The sequence below is a fragment of the Ferranicluibacter rubi genome, assembly GCF_011603255.1.
GTDB lineage: Bacteria > Pseudomonadota > Alphaproteobacteria > Rhizobiales > Rhizobiaceae > Ferranicluibacter > Ferranicluibacter rubi.
Genome location: NZ_JAANCM010000006.1, coordinates 136,545 through 158,740, shown reverse-complemented (window position 1 = coordinate 158,740; position 22,196 = coordinate 136,545). Strand labels below are relative to the sequence as shown.

Annotated in this window: 15 protein-coding genes; 6 read left to right on the top strand and 9 right to left on the bottom strand. The window is 62.2% G+C overall.

Annotated features, from left to right (window positions below; translation table 11 throughout):
• Positions 1-47: 47 nt before the first annotated feature.
• From G8E10_RS13605 to G8E10_RS13590, 4 genes are all read right to left on the bottom strand, one after another.
• Complete coding sequence (locus G8E10_RS13605) at positions 48-1,355, bottom strand: hypothetical protein (RefSeq protein ID WP_167129648.1); 1,308 nt, start codon at positions 1,353-1,355, stop codon at positions 48-50.
• Positions 1,356-1,728: 373 nt separating this feature from the next.
• Positions 1,729-2,028: a DUF6894 family protein gene (locus G8E10_RS13600; protein ID WP_132664641.1), complete on the bottom strand. Its 300-nt coding sequence runs from the start codon at positions 2,026-2,028 to the stop codon at positions 1,729-1,731.
• 80 nt (positions 2,029-2,108) lie between these two features.
• Positions 2,109-4,010, bottom strand: coding sequence for a methyl-accepting chemotaxis protein (locus G8E10_RS13595; RefSeq protein WP_167129646.1), 1,902 nt, complete (start codon positions 4,008-4,010; stop codon positions 2,109-2,111).
• A 386-nt stretch (positions 4,011-4,396) separates the two neighbouring features.
• Positions 4,397-5,137, bottom strand: a complete 741-nt coding sequence (locus G8E10_RS13590) for a carbonic anhydrase (protein WP_167129644.1) — start codon at positions 5,135-5,137, stop codon at positions 4,397-4,399.
• A gap of 478 nt (positions 5,138-5,615) precedes the next feature.
• On the opposite strand from G8E10_RS13590, the gene G8E10_RS13585 reads away from it, so the two are divergent.
• The 6 genes from G8E10_RS13585 to G8E10_RS13560 all read left to right on the top strand — a co-directional run bounded on the left by G8E10_RS13585 (position 5,616) and on the right by G8E10_RS13560 (position 13,852).
• Complete coding sequence (locus tag G8E10_RS13585) at positions 5,616-5,705, top strand: potassium-transporting ATPase subunit F (protein ID WP_092938237.1); 90 nt, start codon at positions 5,616-5,618, stop codon at positions 5,703-5,705.
• 202 nt (positions 5,706-5,907) lie between these two features.
• Complete coding sequence (kdpB, locus tag G8E10_RS13580; RefSeq protein WP_167129642.1) at positions 5,908-7,977, top strand: potassium-transporting ATPase subunit KdpB; 2,070 nt, start codon at positions 5,908-5,910, stop codon at positions 7,975-7,977.
• Positions 7,978-8,110: 133 nt separating this feature from the next.
• Complete coding sequence (gene kdpA, locus G8E10_RS13575; RefSeq protein ID WP_281517566.1) at positions 8,111-9,787, top strand: potassium-transporting ATPase subunit KdpA; 1,677 nt, start codon at positions 8,111-8,113, stop codon at positions 9,785-9,787.
• Positions 9,788-9,798: 11 nt separating this feature from the next.
• Positions 9,799-10,359, top strand: a complete 561-nt coding sequence (locus tag G8E10_RS13570) for a potassium-transporting ATPase subunit C (RefSeq protein ID WP_132714150.1) — start codon at positions 9,799-9,801, stop codon at positions 10,357-10,359.
• 59 nt (positions 10,360-10,418) lie between these two features.
• Complete coding sequence (locus tag G8E10_RS13565; protein WP_167129640.1) at positions 10,419-13,118, top strand: sensor histidine kinase; 2,700 nt, start codon at positions 10,419-10,421, stop codon at positions 13,116-13,118.
• Entirely contained in the window at positions 13,115-13,852 is a 738-nt protein-coding gene (locus G8E10_RS13560; protein WP_167129638.1) for a response regulator transcription factor, read from the top strand. The genes G8E10_RS13565 and G8E10_RS13560 overlap by 4 nt, the downstream gene beginning before the upstream one ends.
• A 142-nt stretch (positions 13,853-13,994) precedes the next feature.
• On the opposite strand, the gene rfbA is transcribed toward G8E10_RS13560, so the two are convergent.
• The 5 genes from rfbA to G8E10_RS13535 form a co-directional block, all read right to left on the bottom strand.
• Positions 13,995-14,894 carry a glucose-1-phosphate thymidylyltransferase RfbA gene (gene rfbA, locus G8E10_RS13555; protein ID WP_110802073.1) on the bottom strand — a complete coding sequence of 300 codons (900 nt, stop codon included), beginning with the start codon at positions 14,892-14,894 and terminating at the stop codon, positions 13,995-13,997.
• Positions 14,891-15,826, bottom strand: coding sequence for a dTDP-4-dehydrorhamnose reductase (rfbD, locus tag G8E10_RS13550; protein ID WP_167129636.1), 936 nt, complete (start codon positions 15,824-15,826; stop codon positions 14,891-14,893). The genes rfbA and rfbD overlap by 4 nt, the downstream gene beginning before the upstream one ends.
• A 148-nt stretch (positions 15,827-15,974) precedes the next feature.
• A complete protein-coding gene (locus G8E10_RS13545) occupies positions 15,975-17,288 on the bottom strand; it encodes a right-handed parallel beta-helix repeat-containing protein (RefSeq protein WP_167129634.1) in 1,314 nt (437 codons plus the stop codon).
• Between the two features lie 86 nt (positions 17,289-17,374).
• Positions 17,375-18,490, bottom strand: a complete 1,116-nt coding sequence (locus G8E10_RS13540; RefSeq protein WP_167129632.1) for a polysaccharide pyruvyl transferase family protein — start codon at positions 18,488-18,490, stop codon at positions 17,375-17,377.
• Between the two features lie 93 nt (positions 18,491-18,583).
• The gene (locus G8E10_RS13535) at positions 18,584-22,114 is read right to left on the bottom strand and encodes a glycosyltransferase (RefSeq protein WP_165906801.1); all 3,531 of its coding nucleotides are present in this window, start codon (positions 22,112-22,114) and stop codon (positions 18,584-18,586) included.
• Positions 22,115-22,196 lie beyond the last annotated feature (82 nt).

The following is a 22,196-nucleotide window of genomic DNA, read 5'->3' as shown; positions in this document are numbered from 1 at the left end:
GCGATGAGCGGGGCCCGATGCGAAGCCGGCACCGGACCCGCCCTGCATCAGTTCCCGACGTAGACGAACCGCACGGAGGACGTCTTGTCGTTGAACCCGACCGCGTTCAGGTTCTGCTCTCCAGTGCCGGTAAATTCCTTGTAGCGGTCGCGGAAACCGTCATCGTCGTAGAGCCTGACGCGCCAGCCCGCGGGAATGCACCAGCGCACGGCCGACGTCTTGTCTCCGAAGCCCTCGACGTTCTTGAGGTTGTCGTACCGTCGGAGAGCGTAGTCGGCGTAATCGATCATCAGCCCGCGATCGCTGAAGTCGGAGTCGTCATAGAGTTCGGCCCAGGCATACTGGATATCGGTCAGGCATTTCTGCTGCGGAACCGGGAAGATCGAGCGGAATTCCATCATCTTCACGCTGTTGCCAGGCCCGCTATTGTCGTGTTCGGAGGCGTAGACGAGGAGCTGGCCCGTGGCATCGACGAACACGCCGCCCGCGGCATCCATGTTGCATTGCGTATTGGCACCCGTTCCATAGTTCGGCGACGGATAGCCGCAATAGAGATGCTTCTTGGCAACCTTCGTCAGCACGATCTGACCGTTGGCATCGGTGACGCGGAAGAGGTCGAGCCAGTCCTCTCCGATGCCGACGACGACGGAGGTGTTCATGTGGGTGCCTGCGAGGAAAAGACTGCCGTCGCACTGCGTGATGAAGTGCAGGGACTGGTAATCGCCGAATTCGCTGTCGCCGATGGTCGTCTGCAAGGCGCTTTCGTTCCAGGTGCCGACGAGTGAAAATGTCGTTCCCGACTGGCCGAGGTCGCTCGCCGTCGATCGGTAGAATTCGAGCGTATTGGCTGCGTTGCGGGCTGTGGCTGCAAGGAAGGTTCCGTCCCCGAGCTGCGTCAACGACACGGAGCCCGCCTCCCCCGTCATCGTCGTGATGCGCGGCGGGAGAAGCGTGATGTTGGCAAGGTCGGACATGTCGTAGAACAGCACCTGTCCCATGCCGCCGCTTAGCGATCCGTCGAGCGCGACGGCAAGGATGTTGCCGCTCGACTGCAGCCCGCCCGAATGCGCATAATTGGAAAGGTAGGCCGGCATCGGCTGGTCGCCGACCATCTGGGCATTCGTCGGCGCCGTGGCCGGGTACGGGCTGGCGGAAAGCCGATTCGACCGCCAGCGCTCGGCAACGCTACGCGGCTGCGTCATGCGCACGAGCGAAAACGGCACCGTTCCCCGGCCGTTGTCGGATCTGGAGATGACGAGGTAGTTCTCGCCGTTGCCCGACAGGCGCTGCAGCCCCTGCCAGTGGTGGTAGGACGCCGCATTGCCGACGGGGTCGCCGGTAACGCTGAACCCCATGGGGTCGCCATGATCCCGCAAGGTGTTGACGGCGTCCGCCACGTTGGAAATGCAGCGGTTGCACGATGGCGATGCGCCTGTGCAAACCGCGCCTGTCGTGAGCGGCGATGCCGCTGCCATTGGCGAAAACGCCATCAACTGGATAAGAAACGAGGGAATGCACAGCAGTGCAACGGCAGAAATTCGTCGTGTCGCCATGAGGATTGGTCTCGATGTCCGATTGAGGGGTCATTTCAAGCTTACCCTTCAATCATGACACTTGCGCTACAGGCGCCTCCCCGCCGGCTCTGCCGCGGATCTGGCGACGTGCCGGTTACCCTCGGGAGAGCGCGAAAGCGCACGCGTTCAGCCGGTTGGACCGGTCAGGTGTACCTCATTGGCAGAACGAAAGATGTTTGCAATCGACCGGCGTCTCGCGGCAATCGTCTGTCGATATCGTGGCGATCACGGTGCCTTGCTCGTCGGTAACGAGCAGGGAAACAGGCCAATCGCCAACGACAACGGCGGTATCGCGGGCAAAATCGCGCATGGCCGCGCTCGCGCCATGACAGGCCTGATCGGCATCGACGCAGAGTACGCCTTCGTCATCCTGTTGGAGAACGCCGTTTTCGCGGATGTTGAAGAAATATCTCTGCATTGTGCAGGTCTCCTGTCGCAGGCCGATAAACAGCAATGTCTATCGCCCGGACATGAAACCCGCATGACGCTGCAATGCCGATCGGCGCACCGTGTAAACCGGCTTGGCGTCCGGGTTTAGAACTCTTCCCAACTGTCCTTCAACGCTGCGTTTCCGTGAGATGCGGCCGACATGCTTCGGCGCACAGGTGCCGCCTTCAGGGTCGAAACAGGTGTCGATGCGACCCGGCCGGACACCACGGACATCGGTGCTCCAGTCCGCAGCTCAAATCGCTCGATCAGCTGGCGAAGCTTGGCGCTCTCTGAAGCCAGCGCCGCACCGGCAGCACTGCTTACCTCCACCATGGCCGCGTTCTGCTGTGTCACCTGATCCATCTGGTTCACCGCCGTGTTCACTTCCGCCAGACCGGCAGCCTGTTCCCGCGCCGACGTCGCGATCGCGTTCATATGCTGGTTCACACTGACGATATAACCCTCGATCGTTCTCAGCGCCGTGCCCGTCTCGCTGACAAGTTTCACGCCGTTGGCAACGTCGACCGTGGATGCCCTGATGAGATCCTTGATCTCTTTGGCGGCCTTTGCCGATCGCTGTGCCAGTTCGCGAACTTCCTGGGCAACCACGGCAAATCCCTTGCCGGCCTCGCCGGCGCGCGCAGCTTCGACGCCGGCATTCAGCGCCAGAAGGTTGGTCTGGAACGCGATCTCATCGATCACGCCGATAATGTTCGAGATTTCCGAAGAGGATTTCTCGATCCGCTCCATGGCCTGCACGGTGCTGGCAACGACTTGGCCGGACTGCTCTGCGCTGACTGTCGCGCTTGCAGCCGCACTTCTCGCCTCTTCGCTGCGCTTGGAAGCATTGGCAACGTTGACGGTGATCTGATCGAGGGCTGCTGCCGTTTCCTCTAGCGAGGCGGCCTGCTGCTCCGTTCGTCTCGAGAGATCGTTCGTGCTTTCGCTGATCTCGCGGGTGCCATTGTCCATGGCAGCCGTCGCCTGAGAGACGGCGCTCAGTGTCTGGCCAAGTTGCGCGACCGCTTTGTTGAAGTCCGTCCGGATCGTCTCGAATTCCGGTGCGAAAGGTTCATCGAGAGATGTCGTCAGGTCACCTTGCGCCAATCGATCGAGTGCGCGAGCAAGACCGGACGTGGCGTAGCTCATCTCGGCAGCCCGCCGCTTCTCCTCATCGGCGAGCCGGAGCCGGTTCCGCTCGGTCTCTGTACGCTGCGCTTCGGCCTCGTCCTCAAGACGTGCATTCGCAGCCGCATTCGCCCTGAAAACATCGACGGCCTTCGCCATCGCGCCGATCTCGTCACGGCGATCCTGCGCTGGCACCGTCAGGTCGATCTTGCCGCCGGCCAACTGGCGCATGATGTCCGTCATCTCGACGATCGGACGACCGAGGCCACGCGCCAGAACCATGCCGACGATGAACGAGATGAGGACGGTCAAAAGGCCTCCGACAAGAAGCGTCAGCATGCCTACGGCGAAGGAAGCGCTAAGCGCCTCATTGCGGGCGAGCGAGGCGGCCTGCTCCTGGTCCGTCAGACCCTTCAGGACCTCGCGGATCCTGGTCAATCGAGCGGTCTTGGCAATGCCTTCCCGCATGCTCTGCAGGGTCGAGGTGTCCTTCGCTAGGGAAAGCGCGCTCTCGATCTCGCGGTTGAACGTCGCCACGGCTTCCGGCAGCGGCCTGACGATCTCCGCATAGCCGCCAATGGAAGCCCTGTCTTGCAGCTCCTGAAGAAGAGGACCGACGGCATCCCCGTATTTCTTGACCCGATCGAGGAAGTCACCATTCGTGCTCGCCACGTATCCGCGCATCGCATTCTGCTGCTCGACGAGCGTCGCAAGGATGTCGGACGCGAGCTTCAGCACGCTCTGTGTCTCGTGGTTCTCCGCCGTTGCCCTCTTGATTTCGGTCAGTGACCAGAAGGCCAGTCCGCAGAAAAGCGATACGACGAGGACAATACTACTGAAGCAGACGAAGAGCTTTCGCGATACGCTCAGATTTTTCACAATGACCCACACGAGTTTGCTTTAGATATTGCTGACACTATGGGTCACGGGTCTTTCGGTTTGGTAAAGTTCGAAGCATATGTCCGAAATTGACGGGTAACCACACGAGCAAAGCGAAGGCCGGGAGAACGAGGATACAACCGATCTGCCCCTCTTCTATTCCCCCATGGAAGCGTTGCTTTCGGCAACCATCCTCCGATGGCTGAGGCAATGACGGCCAGAGCCATGCATGCGAGCGCAGTCCGCAAGCAGATTGGCAACGGGTCTCTCCGCCGCCAAGCGGAGACGACATCAGCTTCATGGCCGCGCTGGACGAATGAGGAGAGACCGACCCGTTGACGTCTTCGGTTTGTTGACGTCAACCCAGTCGGTGCTCTTTGCTTACCTCATGCCTGGTCGAAGAATTCAACGACGCCGGTGTCAAGCCGATAGTACGCGCCGACGACCTTGACCCGGCCATCGGACAAGGGCGTCAGCAGCAGCGGGTCGCTTTCCTCCCGCAAGGTGCGCACGACACGGCGAACGTTCTGACGCACAGCGTTTTCCGTCGGGTCGCCCGTCTGCCCACGGGCTTCAAGAACGGCTGGAATGATGGGCTCGATCATATTGTCGATCTGCCCGGGAAAGCGAGCATTGCTTTCCACGACGGCCATTGCCGCTTTCACGGCACCGCAGCTCTCGTGTCCCATGACGACGATGAGAGGCACGCCGAGTTCGGCAACGGCATACTCGATCGATCCCATCGCGACGGTATCGACCGTATTGCCGGCGTTGCGGATGATGAACAGCTCTCCCAAGCCTCGTCCGAACAGCAGTTCGGGAGGAACGCGGCTGTCGGAGCAGGAAACATAGGCGCAGAAGGGCGCCTGCCCCTTGGCGAGTTCCAGCCGACGCGTCTCGGTCCGGTTCGGGTACACCAGTTCGTTTCGCAGGAACGCCTCGTTGCCCGCCTTCAGAAGATCCAGTGCTTCATCCGGCGTCAACGTAGACTTTCCATCCTTGACGGGTGCAGGCGCCAAGGGCACGGCAGCCGTGCCAACCTCCTCGGCATGAAGTACAGCCGGCAGCGCCACGGCGGCGGAGGCAGCGGTCCCGGTCAGGAAAAGGCGGCGTGAGACGTTACACATAAAAACACTCTCCAAATTGACGCATCTTGCGTCAGGTTCAAGACATCGAACACGGCTGGGGAGCTTACGAATGGGCCATAAGATCGCACCGAGCACGCTCGATGCGGTCCGACATCATAAAGGCAATTGCCTTGATCAGAGGGGCCCGGTCCGCAACAGGTATTTGGGTATGCGAAGCCGGAATGCAAGCATGTCCCGTTAGAAAGGGAATGTCAGCCGACAGGCTCCGTTCAAGCGGTCATGGCAACACGATCCCACGTCTCGTCATCGCGACATGAGGGACCGTCATGACGGCTCCGTACCGGCCAGCGAGTGTCTGAATATCGTGTCCGCGACTTCTCCCGGACGAGAGTTCACATAGAATCCTTATATCTTCTCCCTTTCTTCCATCTCGAATTCATACGCAGATCGGTCGCACAATCAGGTCGGCTTCGGCGATCCCGCCGTGCAAGGTTGCGACACGAAAGATGGGTGCGACATGACATTCGACTATATCCTCAGCGGCGGCGTGACCGTCTTCGTCACGGCCTACCTCGCCTACGCACTCTGGCGGCCGGAGCGCTTCTAGAGCCCCGTGGAGACCCTGCTTCGCTTTCTAAAAAATGCGGTTTTTCCGCGCATCGACCCTCGCGTGTCTTGCCGCGGATCGAACGTCGTCGTCGGCATGGTTCTCCTTCTGGGCGCCGTCGTCGCGCTGGCGAAAGCGGCCTCCCTCTTTTCCGCGTCCCATTGATCCAACCTTCCCACCCAACCATCTTTCGGGGTCTCTCATGAGCAAACCCACATCCGCAAGCATTCTCGATGCCCGCATCCTCGTGCCGGCCATTGGCGGCGCGTTTCGGAAACTCGACCCGCGAACCTTGGCCAAGAACCCGGTCATGTTCGTCGTTGCCGTCGTCTCCCTGCTGACCACCGTCCTTTTTCTCAAGGACCTTGCGACAGGCGCCGAAGGGCTGGGCTTCTCGTTCCAGATCATACTGTGGCTCTGGTTCACTGTCCTTTTTGCCAATTTCGCAGAAGCCGTGGCCGAGGGGCGCGGCAAGGCACAGGCCGAGTCGCTCCGCCGTACGCGCTCGGAGACACAAGCGAAGCTCCTGATCTCCGCCGACAGCCGCGCGTGGAAGGATGTCCCCGGCGCGTCGCTCAAGGTCAACGACATCGTGCTGGTGGAGGCAGGCGACATCATTCCTTCCGATGGCGAAATCGTCGAGGGCATCGCCTCCGTCAACGAAGCGGCGATCACCGGCGAATCCGCGCCTGTCATCCGCGAGTCCGGCGGCGACCGGTCGGCCGTCACGGGCGGCACGCAGGTTCTATCCGACTGGATCAAGGTGCGCATCACCGCAGCCGCCGGCTCCACCTTCATCGACCGCATGATCGCGTTGGTCGAGGGTGCGGAGCGCCAGAAGACGCCGAACGAGATCGCACTCAACATCCTGCTTGCCGCGATGACGCTTATCTTCGTCATGGCGACGGCGACCATTCCGGCTTTTGCCAGCTATGCCGGCGGCTCCATACCGATCGTCGTGCTCGTGGCGCTGTTCGTCACGCTCATCCCCACCACCATCGGCGCGCTTCTCTCCGCCATCGGCATTGCGGGCATGGACCGTCTGGTGCGCTTCAACGTGTTGGCCATGTCCGGCCGTGCGGTGGAGGCAGCGGGTGACATCGATACGCTGCTGCTCGACAAGACGGGAACGATCACGCTCGGCAACCGTCAGGCGACCGAGTTCCACCCCGTCAACGGCGTGACGGAACAGGATCTCGCCGACGCATCGCAGCTCGCGTCGCTGGCCGACGAGACGCCTGAGGGCCGATCCGTCGTCGTGCTGGCGAAGGAGAAATACGGGATCCGCGCGCGGGACATGAAGGACCTCAACGCGACATTCGTCCCCTTTACCGCGCAGAGCCGCATGTCCGGCGTGGACCTTGAGGGAACCTCGATCCGCAAGGGCGCGGTGGATTCCGTTCTGAAATACCTGCAACATCACGCCGTGTCCGGCGGCAACGCTTCGGCGGACGCCGTCGCTCGGGAAGGTCAGGCGATCGCGGATTCCATCTCGAAGGCTGGCGGAACGCCGCTTGCCGTTGCCCGGGACGGGAACCTGCTCGGCATCATCCACCTGAAAGACATCGTGAAGGGCGGCATCCGCGAGCGGTTCGCGGAGCTCCGCCGCATGGGCATCCGCACCGTCATGATCACCGGCGACAACCCGATGACGGCCGCAGCCATCGCCGCGGAAGCCGGCGTGGACGATTTTCTGGCGCAGGCGACGCCGGAGAACAAGCTGCAGCTGATCCGCGACGAACAGGCGAAGGGCAAGCTGGTCGCCATGTGCGGCGACGGAACCAACGACGCGCCGGCGCTGGCGCAGGCGGATGTCGGCGTCGCCATGAACACCGGCACGGTCGCCGCGCGCGAAGCGGGCAACATGGTGGATCTCGACAGCGACCCGACCAAGCTCATCGAGATCGTGGAGATCGGCAAGCAACTGCTGATGACGCGGGGATCGCTCACCACCTTCTCGATCGCAAACGACGTGGCCAAATACTTCGCGATCATCCCGGCGATGTTCGTCGCGCTCTATCCGCAGCTGGATGCCCTGAACGTCATGGGCCTCGCCACGCCGCAAAGCGCGATCCTGTCGGCGATCATCTTCAACGCCCTGATCATCATCGCGCTCATTCCGCTGGCACTAAAGGGCGTTGCCTACAAGCCAATCGGCGCAGGGCCGCTTCTGCGTCGCAACCTGCTGATCTACGGGCTTGGCGGTCTCGTTGTCCCCTTCGTCGGCATCAAGCTCATCGACATGATCGTGTCGGCCCTCAACCTCGCATGACCGGAGCAGACCATGACCATCCTCACCTTCATCCTCGGCATGATCCTTTTCGGACTTCTCTTCGCCTTGGCATCCGCCCTCGACAAAGCCTGATCGCAGACATGATCACAGGCCTGATGCTGGAGACATCACGATGATACAAGCAATCCTCTTCGTAATCATGATCATCGGGGGCACCGCGCTGCTCTCGTGGCCGCTCGGCCGCTACATCACCTGGGCGATGGACCCGGGTGCCGGCCAGGGGAAACCAAACCTCTTCACCTCGACATTCCAGGCCATCGGCGGATCGGCAACGCGGCAGACGCAGGACTGGAAGCGCTACGTCTTCTCCCTGCTCGGCTTCAACGTCGTCATGTTCGTCGCCTGCTTCGCGCTTCTGGCGCTTCAGCAATACCTGCCGCTCAACCCCGACGGCAGGCAAGCGCTCGAGGGCACGCTGATCTTCAACACGACAAGCTCCTTCGTCGCCAATACGAACCTTCAGCACTATTCGGGCGAGGTGGCGATGAGCTACCTGTCGCAGCTGGCGGCGCTGATGTGGCTTCAATTCGTCTCGGCGGCCGTCGGCCTTGCAGCGCTCGCCGCTCTGGCCCGCGGACTTGCCGGGCGCAAGCTCGGCAATTTTTTCGTCGATGTGCAGCGCGCGACGTTCCTCGTGCTCCTGCCGCTTGCTCTCATCGTCGCCATTCTCCTGCTCTTCCCGGGCGTGCCCATGACATTCCAGGGCTCGGCGGTCGCGACCACGCTGGAGGGCGTGCAGCAGACCATCGCGCGCGGGCCCGTTGCGGCTTTCGTCGCGATCAAGCAGCTCGGCACCAATGGCGGCGGCTTCTTCGGGCCGAACAGCACCCACCCGCTCGAGAACCCGACCTTTTGGTCGAACGTTCTGCAGACCATCTCGATCATCATCATTCCCATGGGCTGCGTGTGGATGTTCGGTCGCATCATCGGACGCATGAAACATGCAGCCGTGCTCTTCACGGTGATGCTCATCCTCATGGGCACCCGCATAACCGGAGCGATCGGCTTTGAAGCCGCGCCGACCCACGCCTTCGCATCCCTGCCGATCACGCAGGACGTCGGCAATCTCGAAGGCAAGGAACTGCGCTTCGGTGCGGCGGCAGGTCCGGTCTGGGCGGTCGTGACCACCTCGACCAGCAACGGCTCCGTCAATGCCATGCATGACAGCCTCAACCCGCTGACGGGCCTGATGCCGATGATCGGCATGTGGCTGAACGAAGACTTCGGCGGTGTCGGAGTCGGCATGATCAACATGTTTCTCTACATCGTCGTCGCCGTCTTCATCGCGGGCATGATGATCGGCCGTACACCGGAATTTCTTGGCTGGCGCATCGAGGCGAAAGAAGTGAAGTTCGCCATGATGGGCCTGCTCAGCCACGGCTTCTTCATTCTCGTGGGCACGGCGATCTTTGCGGTGACGCCATGGGGTGCAGAGACACTCAACAATATCGGCCCGCACGGCTTCAGCGAAATCCTCTACGAGTTCTCCTCGGCAGCTGCCAATAACGGCTCCGGTTTCGAGGGGCTCGGCGACAACACGGCCGCCTGGAACATCGCCACCGGTATCGTCATGCTGCTGGCCCGCTTCATCCCGATCATCCTGCCGCTCGCCATTGTCGGTTCGCTCTCCACCAAGCGTCGCGCAACCGAGTCCAGCGGAACGCTGTCGGTGGAAAACGGAACCTTCGCCGGCATGCTGACCGTCACCGTCGTCATCGTCGGCGCGCTGACCTTCTTCCCCGCCGCCACGCTCGGCCCGATCGCCGAACACGTCATGTTCATGAAGTGAGAACCGTCATCATGGAAACCCTTCTCTCCAGTCTCCGCATCACCGTTGCGACCATGGTCATCTGCGTCGGCGGCTATACCGGCGTCGTCTGGGCCGTCGGTCAGGCGGCCGCTCCTGACCTCGCCGACGGTTCGCTGATCACCACGCCGGACGGCAAGGTCATCGGCAGCCGACAGGTTGCCCAGGCCTTTACCCGGCCTCAGTATTTCTGGCCGCGTCCGTCTGCCGTGAGTTACAATGCGGCTGGCGCCGGTGGCTCGAACAAGTCGCCGACAAGCATGGACCTAACGGACCGCGCGAAGGAAACCATCGCCGCCTATGGAGCAACGCCTGAGAACCCCCTCCCTGCAGAACTGGCCGCCGCTTCGGGTGCGGGTCTCGATCCCCATATCACCGAGCGCGCCGCCCGCTATCAGGCCGAGCGCATCGCCCAGACGCGCAACGTGTCAGTCGACAGGGTCAACCAGCTCATCGATCGCAGCGCGTTCTCGCCGGGCGGCGTGCTCACGCCGGACAGGTTGGTGAACGTGCTGGAGATGAACCTTGCGCTGGACAACGACGCGGCGCCCTGAGACTGAAAGACAGCCGGCAGCCCCTGACCGGGGGTTGCCGGGAAACCACGGAGCGGACGATGGCCAACGACAAGCACGGCGGACAGGAACGGCGACCGTCCCCGGAGGCGCTCCTTGCCCGGGCCGAGCGGGAAGACCGCGGCAAGCTGAAGATCTTCCTCGGCGCAGCACCCGGTGTCGGCAAAACCTACGAGATGCTGATATCGGCCCGCGCCCGACACGCCGACGGAACCGATGTCGTCATCGGCATCGTGGAAACGCATGGGCGCAAAGAGACGGAAGCGCTGGTCCACGGGCTGGAGACCGTCGCGCGGACGTCCATCGACTACAAAGGACAGCTGCTGGACGAGATGGACATCGATGCCATCCTCGAACGGCGTCCGGTCCTCGCGCTGGTTGACGAGCTGGCGCACACCAACGCCCCCGGAAGCCGCCATCCAAAGCGGTATCTCGACGTGCTGGAGCTGCTGGCGAATGGCATCGACGTCTATACGACGCTTAACATCCAGCATGTCGAGAGCCTCAACGACATCGTCGCGCAGATCACCCGTATCCGGGTGCGGGAGACCGTCCCGGACAGCATTATCGATCGCGCCGATGACATCGAGATCATCGACATCACGCCGCAGGACCTCATCAAACGGATGCAGGACGGCAAGGTCTACGTTCCCAAAACCGCGCGGCGCGCCATCGAGAACTACTTCTCGCCGGGAAACCTGACGGCCCTGCGCGAACTTGCGCTGAGACGCACGGCGCAACGGGTGGACGACCAGCTTCTCCATCACATGCAGGCCCACGCGATCTCGGGCCCCTGGGCCGCCGGCGAACGCATCCTCGTCTGCCTCGATCACGGACGCAACGGGGCAACGCTGGTTCGCTATGCCCGCCGACAGGCAGACAGGCTGCGGGCGCCCTGGACGGTTATCCATATGGAAACCTCCCGCTCGGCCTATCTTGCAGACGCAGACAAGGACCGCCTGGCAGCCTGCATGCGGCTGGCCGAGCAACTGGGGGCGGACACCGTGACGCTTCCCGCTTCGAACGTCTCCCGCGAACTGATCGCCTATGCCGGCGCGAACAACTTCAACCACCTCATCGTCGGCAAGTCCGACCGGCCTCGCTGGCGGGAATGGTATGACGGGTCGATCACCCACGACCTCATCCGCAACTCTGGTACCATCAGCGTGCACGTCATGTCGGGTGGCGGCGAAGAGGTCGCGCCGAGGGGCGTCCGCACGGCCAAGGCAGCGAACAGGATCAAGCCGAAAGACTATGTGTTCAGTCTGGCCTTCGTGTCGGTTGCGGTGGTCACCGGCATCCTGCTCGACCAGGCCCTCAACGTGCAGAACCTCGCGCTCGTGTTCCTGATGGGGGTCCTCGCATCCGCCGTCAGGGGCGGGCTCGGGCCTGGTCTCTTTGCGTCTTTCCTGGGTGCCTTCGCCTTCAACTTCTTCTTTCTGGAACCTCGTTACACGCTGACGATCCGCGATCCCGAAAGCGTCGTCGCTTTGCTTTTCTTTCTCGGGACCGCGCTCGTGGCGAGCAATCTGGCGGCCGCCGTTCAGAGGCAGGCGACGGCGGCACGACAGCGCGCGCGTACCACGGAGGACCTTTACCTGTTCTCGCGGAAACTCGCAGGGACGGGCACGCTCGACGACGTCCTGTGGGCAACAGCCTATCAGATCGCCTCGATGCTGAAGGTCCGCGTCGTCATCCTGCTGCCCGAGGACGGCACGATCGCCGTGAGGGCCGGCTATCCGCCTGACGACACGCTTGTGGATGCCGACATCGCGGCCGCACGATGGGCCTGGGAGCACGATCGGCCAGCAGGCCGCGCGGCCGATACGCTGCCCGGCGCCAAGAGGCTTTATCTGCCCCTTCGCACGGGCCGCGGTGCCATCGGCGTGGTCGGCCTCGACAACGACAGACAGGGACCGCTCCTCAACTCCGATCAGCAGCGCCTGTTCGATGCACTTGCCGACCAGGCAGCGCTCGCCATCGAGCGTATCCAGCTCGTGGCCGACGTCGACAGGGCACGGCTCGCCGCCGAAACAGACCGTTTGAGAACGGCGCTGTTGACCTCTATTTCACATGATCTCAAGACCCCGCTGGCCGCAATCCTCGGATCGGCCGGGACGATCAAGGACTTCGGTGCCGGTCTGTCGGAAGACGCCAAGGACGAACTGTTGACGACGGTGATCGAGGAGTCGGAGCGGCTCAACCGTTTCATTGCGAACCTGCTCGACATGACCCGCATCGGGTCCGGCGCGATGACGCTGAATACCGCGCCGCACTTCGTCGGCGACATCGTCGGCTCGGCTCTCGCGCGCGCAGCAAAGATCACGGCGGACCACCGTGTGGAGACGGCGATCCCCGACGATCTTCCCATGGTCAAGGTCGACCCGGTTCTGCTGGAACAGGTACTCTTCAACCTGATCGACAACGCCGCCAAATACGCGCCGGACGGCACGACGATACGGATCGAGGCGGATGGCGACGCCGGTCTCGTGCGCCTTCGCGTCACCGACGAGGGGCCGGGTGTGCCGCCGGGCGATCTGGAGCGGATTTTTGACAGCTTCTACCGTGTCAGCAAGATCGACCATGTCACAGCCGGCACCGGGCTCGGCCTGTCGATCTGCCGGGGGTTCATAGAGGCGATGGGCGGCAGCATCACGGCCGAGAACAGACTGGACGACGCGGGTGCCTTGTTCCAGATCTCACTGCCGAAGGCGCCTGCATCGAAGGGAACGACAGCATGACCCATGCCACCGTCAAGATCCTCGTCGTGGACGACGAGCCGCCGATCCGTAAGCTGCTCGATGTCGGTCTGTCGTCGCAGGGATTTGCGATCAGCGGAGCGCCGAATGCCCGTTCCGCCATCGCGCTGGCGCAATCGGACGTTCCCGATCTCGTCCTGCTCGATCTCGGTCTTCCCGACATGAGCGGGCATGAACTTTTGGCCCGATGGCGCTCGGAGAACGTCCCGTTCCCCGTCATCATCCTGTCGAGCCGCACGGACGAAACCGGTATCGTTCAGGCGCTCGAGCTAGGTGCCGACGACTACGTCACCAAACCGTTCGGGATGAACGAACTCGTCGCGCGCATCCGCGTGGCCCTGCGCCATCGTTTTCAGAGCCAGGGCGAGGCCCCTGTCTTCGAAGCGGGCGACCTCTCGGTCGATCTCGTGAAACGCATCGTGAAGGTTCGCGGAAGCGAGGTGAAGATGACGCCCAAGGAATACGATATTCTGCGGCTGCTGGTGCAGCATTCCGGCCGCGTTCTGACCCATCGCTTTATCCTCGAGAAGGTTTGGGGCGAAATGAACGATGTCCAGTACCTAAGGGTCTACGTCCGCCAGCTCCGGCAGAAGATAGAAGAAAGCCCCGACCAGCCTCGATACATTCTCACCGAAACCGGCGTCGGCTACAGGCTTGCGGAGATGGTCAGCATGTCGGAGACCCGCTCGACCACGAGGCCCGAGACCATGCCATGACCCTCGACGATAGCGCTGAGCGGGTCGGGTCGGTGCGTCTCCTGCCGAGCTTAGGGGCGCCATCCGCGAATGTCGCGGATGGTCGTCATGCGCACTGGGAAACGCCGAGAAAACCACAATCCCTGACGATGGGTATGACCGGCTAATTCGCAATCGGAAACGGCACAACATTGGAAGGTTGCAGGGCCTGTTTCAACAGATATTGCCCGTATGCGCCTTTGCCGAGTTCGCGTGCCAGCTGAAGAAGCTGTTCGCTCGAAATGAAGCCCTTCTGGAAAGCGATTTCCTCCGGGCAGGAGATCTTGAAGCCCTGACGACGCTCGAGAATGGCGACGAATTCTCCAGCGTCGAGCTGGCTGTCCGGGGTCCCGGTGTCGAGCCATGCATAGCCGCGCCCCATCAGTTCCACGTTCAGCTGGCCGCGTTCCAAATAGACGCGATTGACATCGGTGATCTCCAGTTCCCCGCGCGGCGAGGGTTCGAGGTTCGCCGCGATCTCCACAACGCTGCTGTCATAGAAGTAGAGGCCCGTCACGGCCCAGTTCGATCGGGGAACGAGAGGCTTCTCCTCTATGGAAACGGCCTTCATGCCGGCATCGAAATCCACCACGCCGTAGCGTTCGGGATCGTTGACATAATAGGCGAACACGGTCGCCCCCGCCTTGCGCCTCCTGGCGCGCGCGAAGAGGTCGGCGATGCCGTGACCGTAGAAGATGTTGTCGCCGAGGATGAGGCAGGAGGGGCTGGAGCCGATGAAGTCGGCGCCGATAATATAGGCCTGCGCGAGGCCGCCCGGCGACGGCTGCTCGGCATAGGTGAGCTTCAGTCCCCACTTGCTGCCGTCACCGAGAAGGCGCCGAAAGTTCGGCAGGTCGACCGGGGTCGAGATGATCAGGATGTCCTTGATACCGGCCAGCATGAGCGTCGACAGCGGATAGTAGATCATCGGCTTGTCGTAGACCGGCATCAGTTGCTTGGATGTGACCAGCGTCATCGGATGCAGGCGCGTACCGCTGCCACCTGCCAGAATAATACCCTTCATGAATGCCTCTCCTTCATCGGCGTTGTCTCTTGCATCGTGTTGAAAAGTCGTTCGATCACCCGTTCCGTCGCGGGTCTCCAGCCCGGCATGGCGACGCCGTGCATGGCCTTCAGCTTGCGACAGTCGAGTTCCGCATTCGCCGGTCGCTCGACGGCGCTCGAATAGGTGTACGAGGGAATGGGGTTGACGGCGGCGAACGGACCTCCGCGCGCCCTGGACGCTCGGAAGATCTCCTCAGCAAAGCCGGCCCAGCTCGTTTGCCCGCTGCCGCTCATGTGGAACGTGCCGCGCAGGCCCGGCTCGTCGCTCGCCAGCAGGTTCCGCGCGACCGACACTATGGCGTCGGCGATGTCGAAGGCGGAAGTGGGCGTGCCGAACTCGTCGGCGATGACATTGACGCAGTCGCGCCCCTCGGCAATCCGCAACATCGTCTTCAGGAAGTTCGAGCCGAAAGGGCTGAACACCCAGGCGGTGCGCAGGATTGCATGATCAGCGGTCGCATATGCGATAGCCCGCTCGCCGCCGAGCTTGGATCGGCCGTAGACGCTGAGAGGCGCCACGGTGTCTGTCTCCGCATAGCCTCCCGACCTCGTACCGTCGAAGACGCAGGCGGTCGAGAGGTGGATGATCGGGACGCCAAGTGCGGCCGCCACCTGCCCGAGGACCCCGGCAGAGGTCTGATTGACAAGGGTTGCGAGCCCTTCGTCGGCCTCGGCCTGTTCGATGGACGTATAGGCCGCCGCAGAGACGATGATCTCGGGCCTTGCTGCCGCCACGGACGGGCCGATCGACCCGCTATCCGACAGGTCCAGCTCCGGCCGACCGAGGGGAATGATATCGAGATCGGCGTTGACGGCTGCGCGATCGAGGAGCGCGCTGACGACCTGCCCGTGTCGTCCCGTGACGACGATGCGGCGGCGCGGCTGTGTCATCGCCTCGTCTCGTGCATGCCGGGCAATCCCCCCAACAATCCCATGGCGTTCGCAACGGAAAATGTCATGTCCTCGTCCCCCGTTGAAAAGCTGAATGTGAAAGAGCCCCATCATGATGCCGCCCGGCGCAACCTCGCAGGCGCGGCAGCTATGGCTGTCCGGAGGTCTCCGCCCGCGCGGGAGCATGGTCGCAGCCTGCCGTCTGGTTGTTCGCGATCATGTTGCCCGAGGGGCGTCCGTTTCCGGCAAGCGTGCGGATATGCGTCCAGGCGATCCGGCCGTCCGTGACGACGCCCTCGCCCGAGGGCGCGAGCGTACCGGAGGTGCCAGCGTTCTCCGTCTGATAGATTTCGCCATCCGCATAGATGAAGCGTCTCGCGGTATAGTCCGTTGCGGCCTTCCATCGACCATAGCCCTGCCCGACCATGACGCATCGCAACTGCGTCGGTTGCGTCTGGTCGTCCGCGATGATGTTGCCGACGATCACATTGTTTCGGCCGCCGCCCCCGAATGCGCCGTTGGCGAGGATGCCGGCATAGACGCTCGTGTCCTGCGGGTTGTGCAACGGGGATTGCGGGTTGAGGTTCTGCCCGTTGCCGATGGCGACGTTGCCCATAACCGTGTTTTCGTCGCCATAGATCGCAATCCCGTTCAGCGCATTGCCGGAGACGCGGTTGCCAAGCACGACATTACGGTCGCCGGTCACGGAGATCCCGTTGTCACCCGTGCCTTCGGCCCTGTTGTAGGCGATCACGTTGCCGAAGGCGTTGTAGCGAATGCCGACGAGCTCGATGCCGTTCGCCCGCGTCCAGTTGTTGGAGATATCGTTGCCGTTCGCACCATTGTCGATCTGGATGCCGAAGCCGGCATTGCGTTCGAATTCGTTGCCTTCGATGGCAATGCCGGAGGAACCGTTGGTGATGGCGATCGCGTTGGCGGCCACCCCGTTCTCGAAGCGAGCGCGTTCGACGCGCCCGTTACGGGCATTGGAGAAGACCAACGTTCCAGCATCGACCGCGCCTCCCCCTGTCAGGCGAAAATTGCCGGCACGAACGGCGCCGAGGGTCCGGCTCCGGCCGTTCTGGCGAAAGGTTATGTTCTCGATCGCGACATGCGTCGCACCGGGCGGCACGTCGAACGCGGCACCATCGCCCTCGGAGATCAAAACCGTTCCGATCGCACCGCGAAGGCTGGCATTGCGGGCAAATGTCAGTGTCCCGTTGATTCTGTAGGGGCGGCCTCGGTTCTCCAGAAACACCGACCGGCCTTCGGAAAGGCGGACCCGGATCTCCGCGAACTCCGCCTCGTTCTCGACTGCGGGACCCTGAGGGCTCGTGTCCTGCAAGGCCGAGGCATAGACCGGGATGAGCAGGCAGAGCGCGACCGTAAAGCCGAGCACGATGCGCCGCACAGACACTTTGTCCTGCCGGCGTGTCTCCGTTCTCATAGCTGTGAAACCCATGTGGCAGCGATCCTGCTCTAAAACCCCAGAGCCCGTCCGGGCGAAGCGACTGCGCCGCGCGCCGGACGATGCGATGCAAAGCAGCCTCAGGCGGCCATGATTTCCTGCTCTTCGCGCATTTCCAGACCGTTGCTCTTGAAGAACGCCGTGAAGGTCCTGAGATAGGCGCCGTACCGCGCCTCGAAGCGGCTGAAATCGGCCTGTTCGATAAGCGCCGGCAGGTCGAGGCTTCGCGTCATGTCGACGCTCTCGGCGGGCACGAACGGAATGTTCAGCGTCTGGGCGAGCTCGACCGTTCTGGCGTCGTGCGTCATCAGGATGCCGGGCGTTCCCGCCAGCAGGGCCGCAACGGTTCCGTGGATGCGCGTTCCGACGAACAGGTCCTGCGTCTGGGCGTAGTCGGTCCACTTCTCGAGGTCGTAGAACACCTTGCCGTGCAGCCGGAGATACCGCCCGACCGCCTCGGCGTCGCTGTCGCCGTAAGACTTGCAGACGATGGGATCGACCTTTGCCATGATCTCCTTGTTCACGGTGCGGCCCAGCGCATAATAGAAATCAGCAAGCTCGGACTGCAGGACGATATCATAGCGCTGGCGGTAGGCTTCCTTGTAGAAGTAGTCCTGCAGGGGGCTCGTATCGTGCATGAGGTGCCGCGTGGAGTGGAACGCCACCCGCTGCGGATTCTTCGACACCTTCGAAAGCGGCCCGCGTGCATAGCTGGCAAGAAGAAGCGACGGGCATCCGGTCACCTCGACGTTCTTCACGCCGAAGCCGTTGAGAACCTCGGCCGAGAACGGACCCCGCACGGAAATCATCTTCGAGCTTTCGGCCGCCAGCCGCACGAGACGCTCCGTACCCGGCTTCAGGGTTGGATGCTCCCGCCCCTTGCTCGGCTGCGCGCCGAGCCCGACAAGGATGACCGGGAGTTTCAAGGCCTCCAGACGCTCGGCCAGCACGCCGAAATCGCTATGCGGGTTGAGCCAGTTGGCCGCAGCGACCACGACCGCGTCCCGGCCTTTGGCGACCTCCGGCGTGAAGTGGTAGGAGGAGATGACGCCGTTGCGGATCACCCGGAAGAGCGATTCCGAGAAGATGAGGTTGCCGGTGTTGTTGCCGGCGACGCTCAGGCACTTTTCGACCGTGAAGCCGTTGTTGAGGACGCCGCGAACGTTGATTCCAAGGACGAGAGGAGATTTGAACAAGAGACATTCCTTTGCTTTATCTGGAGCCGTAGCGGCAACGCGATGGACGATCGTCGCACCGAGCCGGACGCGTGGGTGACGTCACGGGTCGGTTTACTTCAGGTATTTCTTGAATATTTCCGTGTATTTCTTGGCGACCGCCTCGATCGTGTAGGACGATCCGACGGACAGCGAGGCATTGGAGAAGCGGTCGCGCACGTCCTTCCGGGTCATTTCGATCATTGCGTTGGAAAAATCGGTGGTGAATATGTCGTCCGCCGCAGTGTTCGGCACCAGGATGCCTGCCGTCTTCTCTGCGGCCGTCAGCATCTTGCGGATCTCGCCGATATCCGTGGCGATGATGGGAGCGCCCATGTGCATCGCCTGGATGAGGGTAAGGGGGAATGATTCACCCTCGAACCGGGATGGCAGGATGGCAACGTCGGAGATGGCATAGGCGCCGTTGATGCACTCCTGATAGCCAACGAAGTGGACGCCCTCTTCCTCCGAGAACTCTTCTTGCAGCACCGCAAGTTCCGGCCCGGAGCCGCACAGCATCAGGTGCAGGGGCACCTCGGAATGCCGCTGCGCGATACGCTTCGCTTCGATGGCGACGCGCCAGCCCTTCTCCTTGATGGCGCGGGAGGCGAGCGTGAAGAGCACCCCCCCTTCGGGCACGCCAAGCTCTGCGCGTGAGATCGGGAACGGCCGGTCGTCGGAGGGCATGCCGTTCGGAATGAAGGTCACCCGGTTCGGATCGAGCGGTACACCGTCGAGATGGGCCAGATTCTTGGCGCTCAGATAGGTCCAGTGGTCCACGCCCCGAATGAGCCGAAACAGCATGTCGTCGCCCATGGGCGTGACTTCGTACGAGCCGTGCAGCGTTACGACGTAGCGCACCTTGTGGTCGCAGCGGTTCCGGGCGCCGAAGAAGAAATACTCAACCGATGCGACATGGGAATGCACGAGATCGATGCCGGCCGTTTCAATGAAGTGATCGATGCCGACTTCGGTGACCCAGTGTGCGTCGTAGACGGCGACGCGCCGGTCGAGCAGGTTGCGAACGTTCGCGTTCTGCTTCCATCCGTCGGTGATAAGGAACGAGACGAGATATCCCATTTCCACCAGCGTATTGGCGAGATGGATGGGGAAGATCTCGCCGCCGCCGAGATGGAAGCCGAGCGTTGCGACGAGAACGTGCTTGGTCGAGCGTTTGGTCCTCAGAACCTTTTCGTTATGATAGTGCATCGTCAGCGCGCCGATGTGCTTCTCGGCCCCGGAATAGACGAACTGGCGGTAGACGTTAAAGTAGAACTCCAGGGCGATATCATCCGGCGTGCCCCAGCGTTCGCGCAGCGACACCATGATCTTCTGATGCTCCGCATAATATTTCGGCTGAATGAAGCCTTTGACCGAGGTGTTCTTGCCGTGCTGGCGGAAATACGCCACGGCCTCGGGCGCATAGGCCATCTGACCGCCGCCCGCCAGGATCGAGTAGAGATACCAGTCGCCGCAAATCTTGTAGGAGACGAGTTCGTCCCACACCTCTTCCGGGATGCTCTGGTTGCGGAAGACGCAGCCGCCGACGTTGGGAATGAGATTGGATTTGCCGAAGCCGCCGCGGAAGAACTGGTGGGCCGGACGCTTGAACGGTTCGCTCCAGATCCCGGCTGCGGCACGTTCGCGGTAGTCGTCGAGGCCCGGGCTCATATTGCCCACGGCGTCGGAGAACTGGATGCGCCCGAAGGCGACCATGACGCTCTCGTCCACCAGCGGCCGCACGCAGTGCTCGAGGAAGTCCAGCTCGCAGAAGTCGTCACTCTCACAGATCCAGATGACCTCGCCTGCGGCACTCTCGATCCCCTTGCGCCACTGTTTGAAGACGCCGCCCGAATTCGCGGTGTTCAGGATCGTCCGTATCTGCGGATAGCGCGCGGCATAGTCCGCAATGACCGCCCGGCTGTCATCCGTGGAGCAGTCGTCGAGGATGATCACCTCCAGGTTCTCGTAGGTCTGGTTCAGGATGCAGTCGAGGCGCTTCTGGAGGAACCGTGCATGGTTGAAATTGGGAACGATGGCGGTCACGAGAGGCGCGTAGCTCTTCAGCGCCAGATGCGTTTCGTAGCGGATCGCGCGACGACCTTCGCTGATGCCATGCAGGATGAAGTGCTTGAACGGATTGCCACCACCGTTCTTGATGTCCTCGTTCTTCTCCAGGTAGTAGCGCGTATTGAACGTCGGGCTCGGATCGCGAAGCTCGCGCCAGCCATGATTCATATAATGCTCGAAGAGATCGAGCCCCGAGCCCTGCAGGTCCGGCGATGACGCGAGATAGTAATCCTCGTCGAAGGCGGCGCGCACGCGCTCGTCCTCCCGCTCGCCGGCATGGGAAACTTCCGAGAAGCTGCGCCCTTCCGCCCGCCCCCATCTGAGGTAGTGGACGAAGGGATTCCAGTCGCTATCGCTGACGTCGGGATTGGCCTCCAGATAGGCGCTGAGCGAAAAGGACGCGGACGGATCCCAGCCGTCGGACCAGCCTTTCGACAGGAAGTGCTCGATGAGGTCGATATCCTCTCCCGGATGATCGGGGAAATGGCCGAGATAGAAGGCATTATCGAACTCGAGAGCGACGAGTTCGTAATCGCTCAGATCGAAGGTCCGCTGGTCCTGCTCCCCGGTTTTGACCGGTCTTGCAAGGTCTCTGCCCTCGCGTCGTCCCCATCGGATATAGTGGACGAAAGGGTTGAAGCCGGACGAGCGTACGTCCGCATTGGCGTCGAGATAGGCCGAAACGGAAAAGGTCGGTGACGGATCGAATCCGGCGAGATGGCCCTTGGACAGGAAGTGCTCGATGAGGTCGATCTCGCTTCCCGGCTGCTCGGAAAAATGCCGCAGGTAGAACTGGCTGTCGAATTCCGGTGCGACCCATTCGTAGTCGCTGAGCTCGATATTGGCGATGTCGCTGTCGCGGCCCGCGGCGGTCGGCGCGAAACGCCGTCCTTCCAGCCGTCCGCGCTGCAGGTAGTGAACGAAGGGGTTGACCCCCTTGCTTCGTACATCCGGGTTCGCCTCGAGATAGGCGGAGACGGAGAATGCCGGGCTCGGGTCGTAACCGTCGATCCAGCCCTTCGACAGAAAATGCTCGATCAGGTCGATCTCGGGCCCCGGTGGCTGCAGGAAGTAGGTCAGGTAGAAGGCAGGATCGAACTCCTCGGCCACGCATTCATAGTCGCTGGGCGCGACCGCCGCGATCGCCGCCGCCGGGGCATGCTCTGTTTCGGCCGGCGGTTCGCCGATGTCCGGCATGAGCGGTGCCGATCGTCCCTCGTCCCGTCCCCATCGCAGGTAATGGACGAACGGGTTGTGCCCGGCCTCGCGAACGTCGGGGTTCACCTTGAGATAGGCTTTCACGGAAAAGGCCGGTGACGGATCGTAGCCCTCTTTCCACCCCGTCGACAGGAAGTGTTCGATGAGATCGATCTCGGGGCCGATCGGTTCGAGAACCTGGCTCTGGTAGAAACTTTCGTCAAATTCCGCGGCGACCTGTTCATAGTCGCTGAGCGGGATCTCGGGATAGGGCTCGCGGAAGATCCGGCGATCGAACTGAACCGGGGCAATGACCTGCTCGCTTCGTACACGTTCCAAGATATTCACGTACTGGACCATTTCCCCAAACTCCAAACCGGTTCATGTTCACGTCGGCACCGGAGGCGCCAAACAAACGAGA

Bases quoted from the DNA above. Each gene is read 5' to 3' on its own strand.
- G8E10_RS13545 (WP_167129634.1), bottom strand. From the start codon at position 17,288: ATGGGTTTCACAGCTATGAGAACGGAGACACGCCGGCAGGACAAAGTG.
- kdpA (WP_281517566.1), top strand. From the start codon at position 8,111: ATGATACAAGCAATCCTCTTCGTAATCATGATCATCGGGGGCACCGCG.
- G8E10_RS13560 (WP_167129638.1), top strand. From the start codon at position 13,115: ATGACCCATGCCACCGTCAAGATCCTCGTCGTGGACGACGAGCCGCCG.
- G8E10_RS13565 (WP_167129640.1), top strand. From the start codon at position 10,419: ATGGCCAACGACAAGCACGGCGGACAGGAACGGCGACCGTCCCCGGAG.
- rfbA (WP_110802073.1), bottom strand. From the start codon at position 14,894: ATGAAGGGTATTATTCTGGCAGGTGGCAGCGGTACGCGCCTGCATCCG.
- G8E10_RS13570 (WP_132714150.1), top strand. From the start codon at position 9,799: ATGGAAACCCTTCTCTCCAGTCTCCGCATCACCGTTGCGACCATGGTC.
- kdpB (WP_167129642.1), top strand. From the start codon at position 5,908: ATGAGCAAACCCACATCCGCAAGCATTCTCGATGCCCGCATCCTCGTG.
- G8E10_RS13590 (WP_167129644.1), bottom strand. From the start codon at position 5,137: ATGTGTAACGTCTCACGCCGCCTTTTCCTGACCGGGACCGCTGCCTCC.
- G8E10_RS13585 (WP_092938237.1), top strand. From the start codon at position 5,616: ATGACATTCGACTATATCCTCAGCGGCGGCGTGACCGTCTTCGTCACG.
- G8E10_RS13605 (WP_167129648.1), bottom strand. From the start codon at position 1,355: ATGGGGTTCAGCGTTACCGGCGACCCCGTCGGCAATGCGGCGTCCTAC.
- rfbD (WP_167129636.1), bottom strand. From the start codon at position 15,826: ATGACACAGCCGCGCCGCCGCATCGTCGTCACGGGACGACACGGGCAG.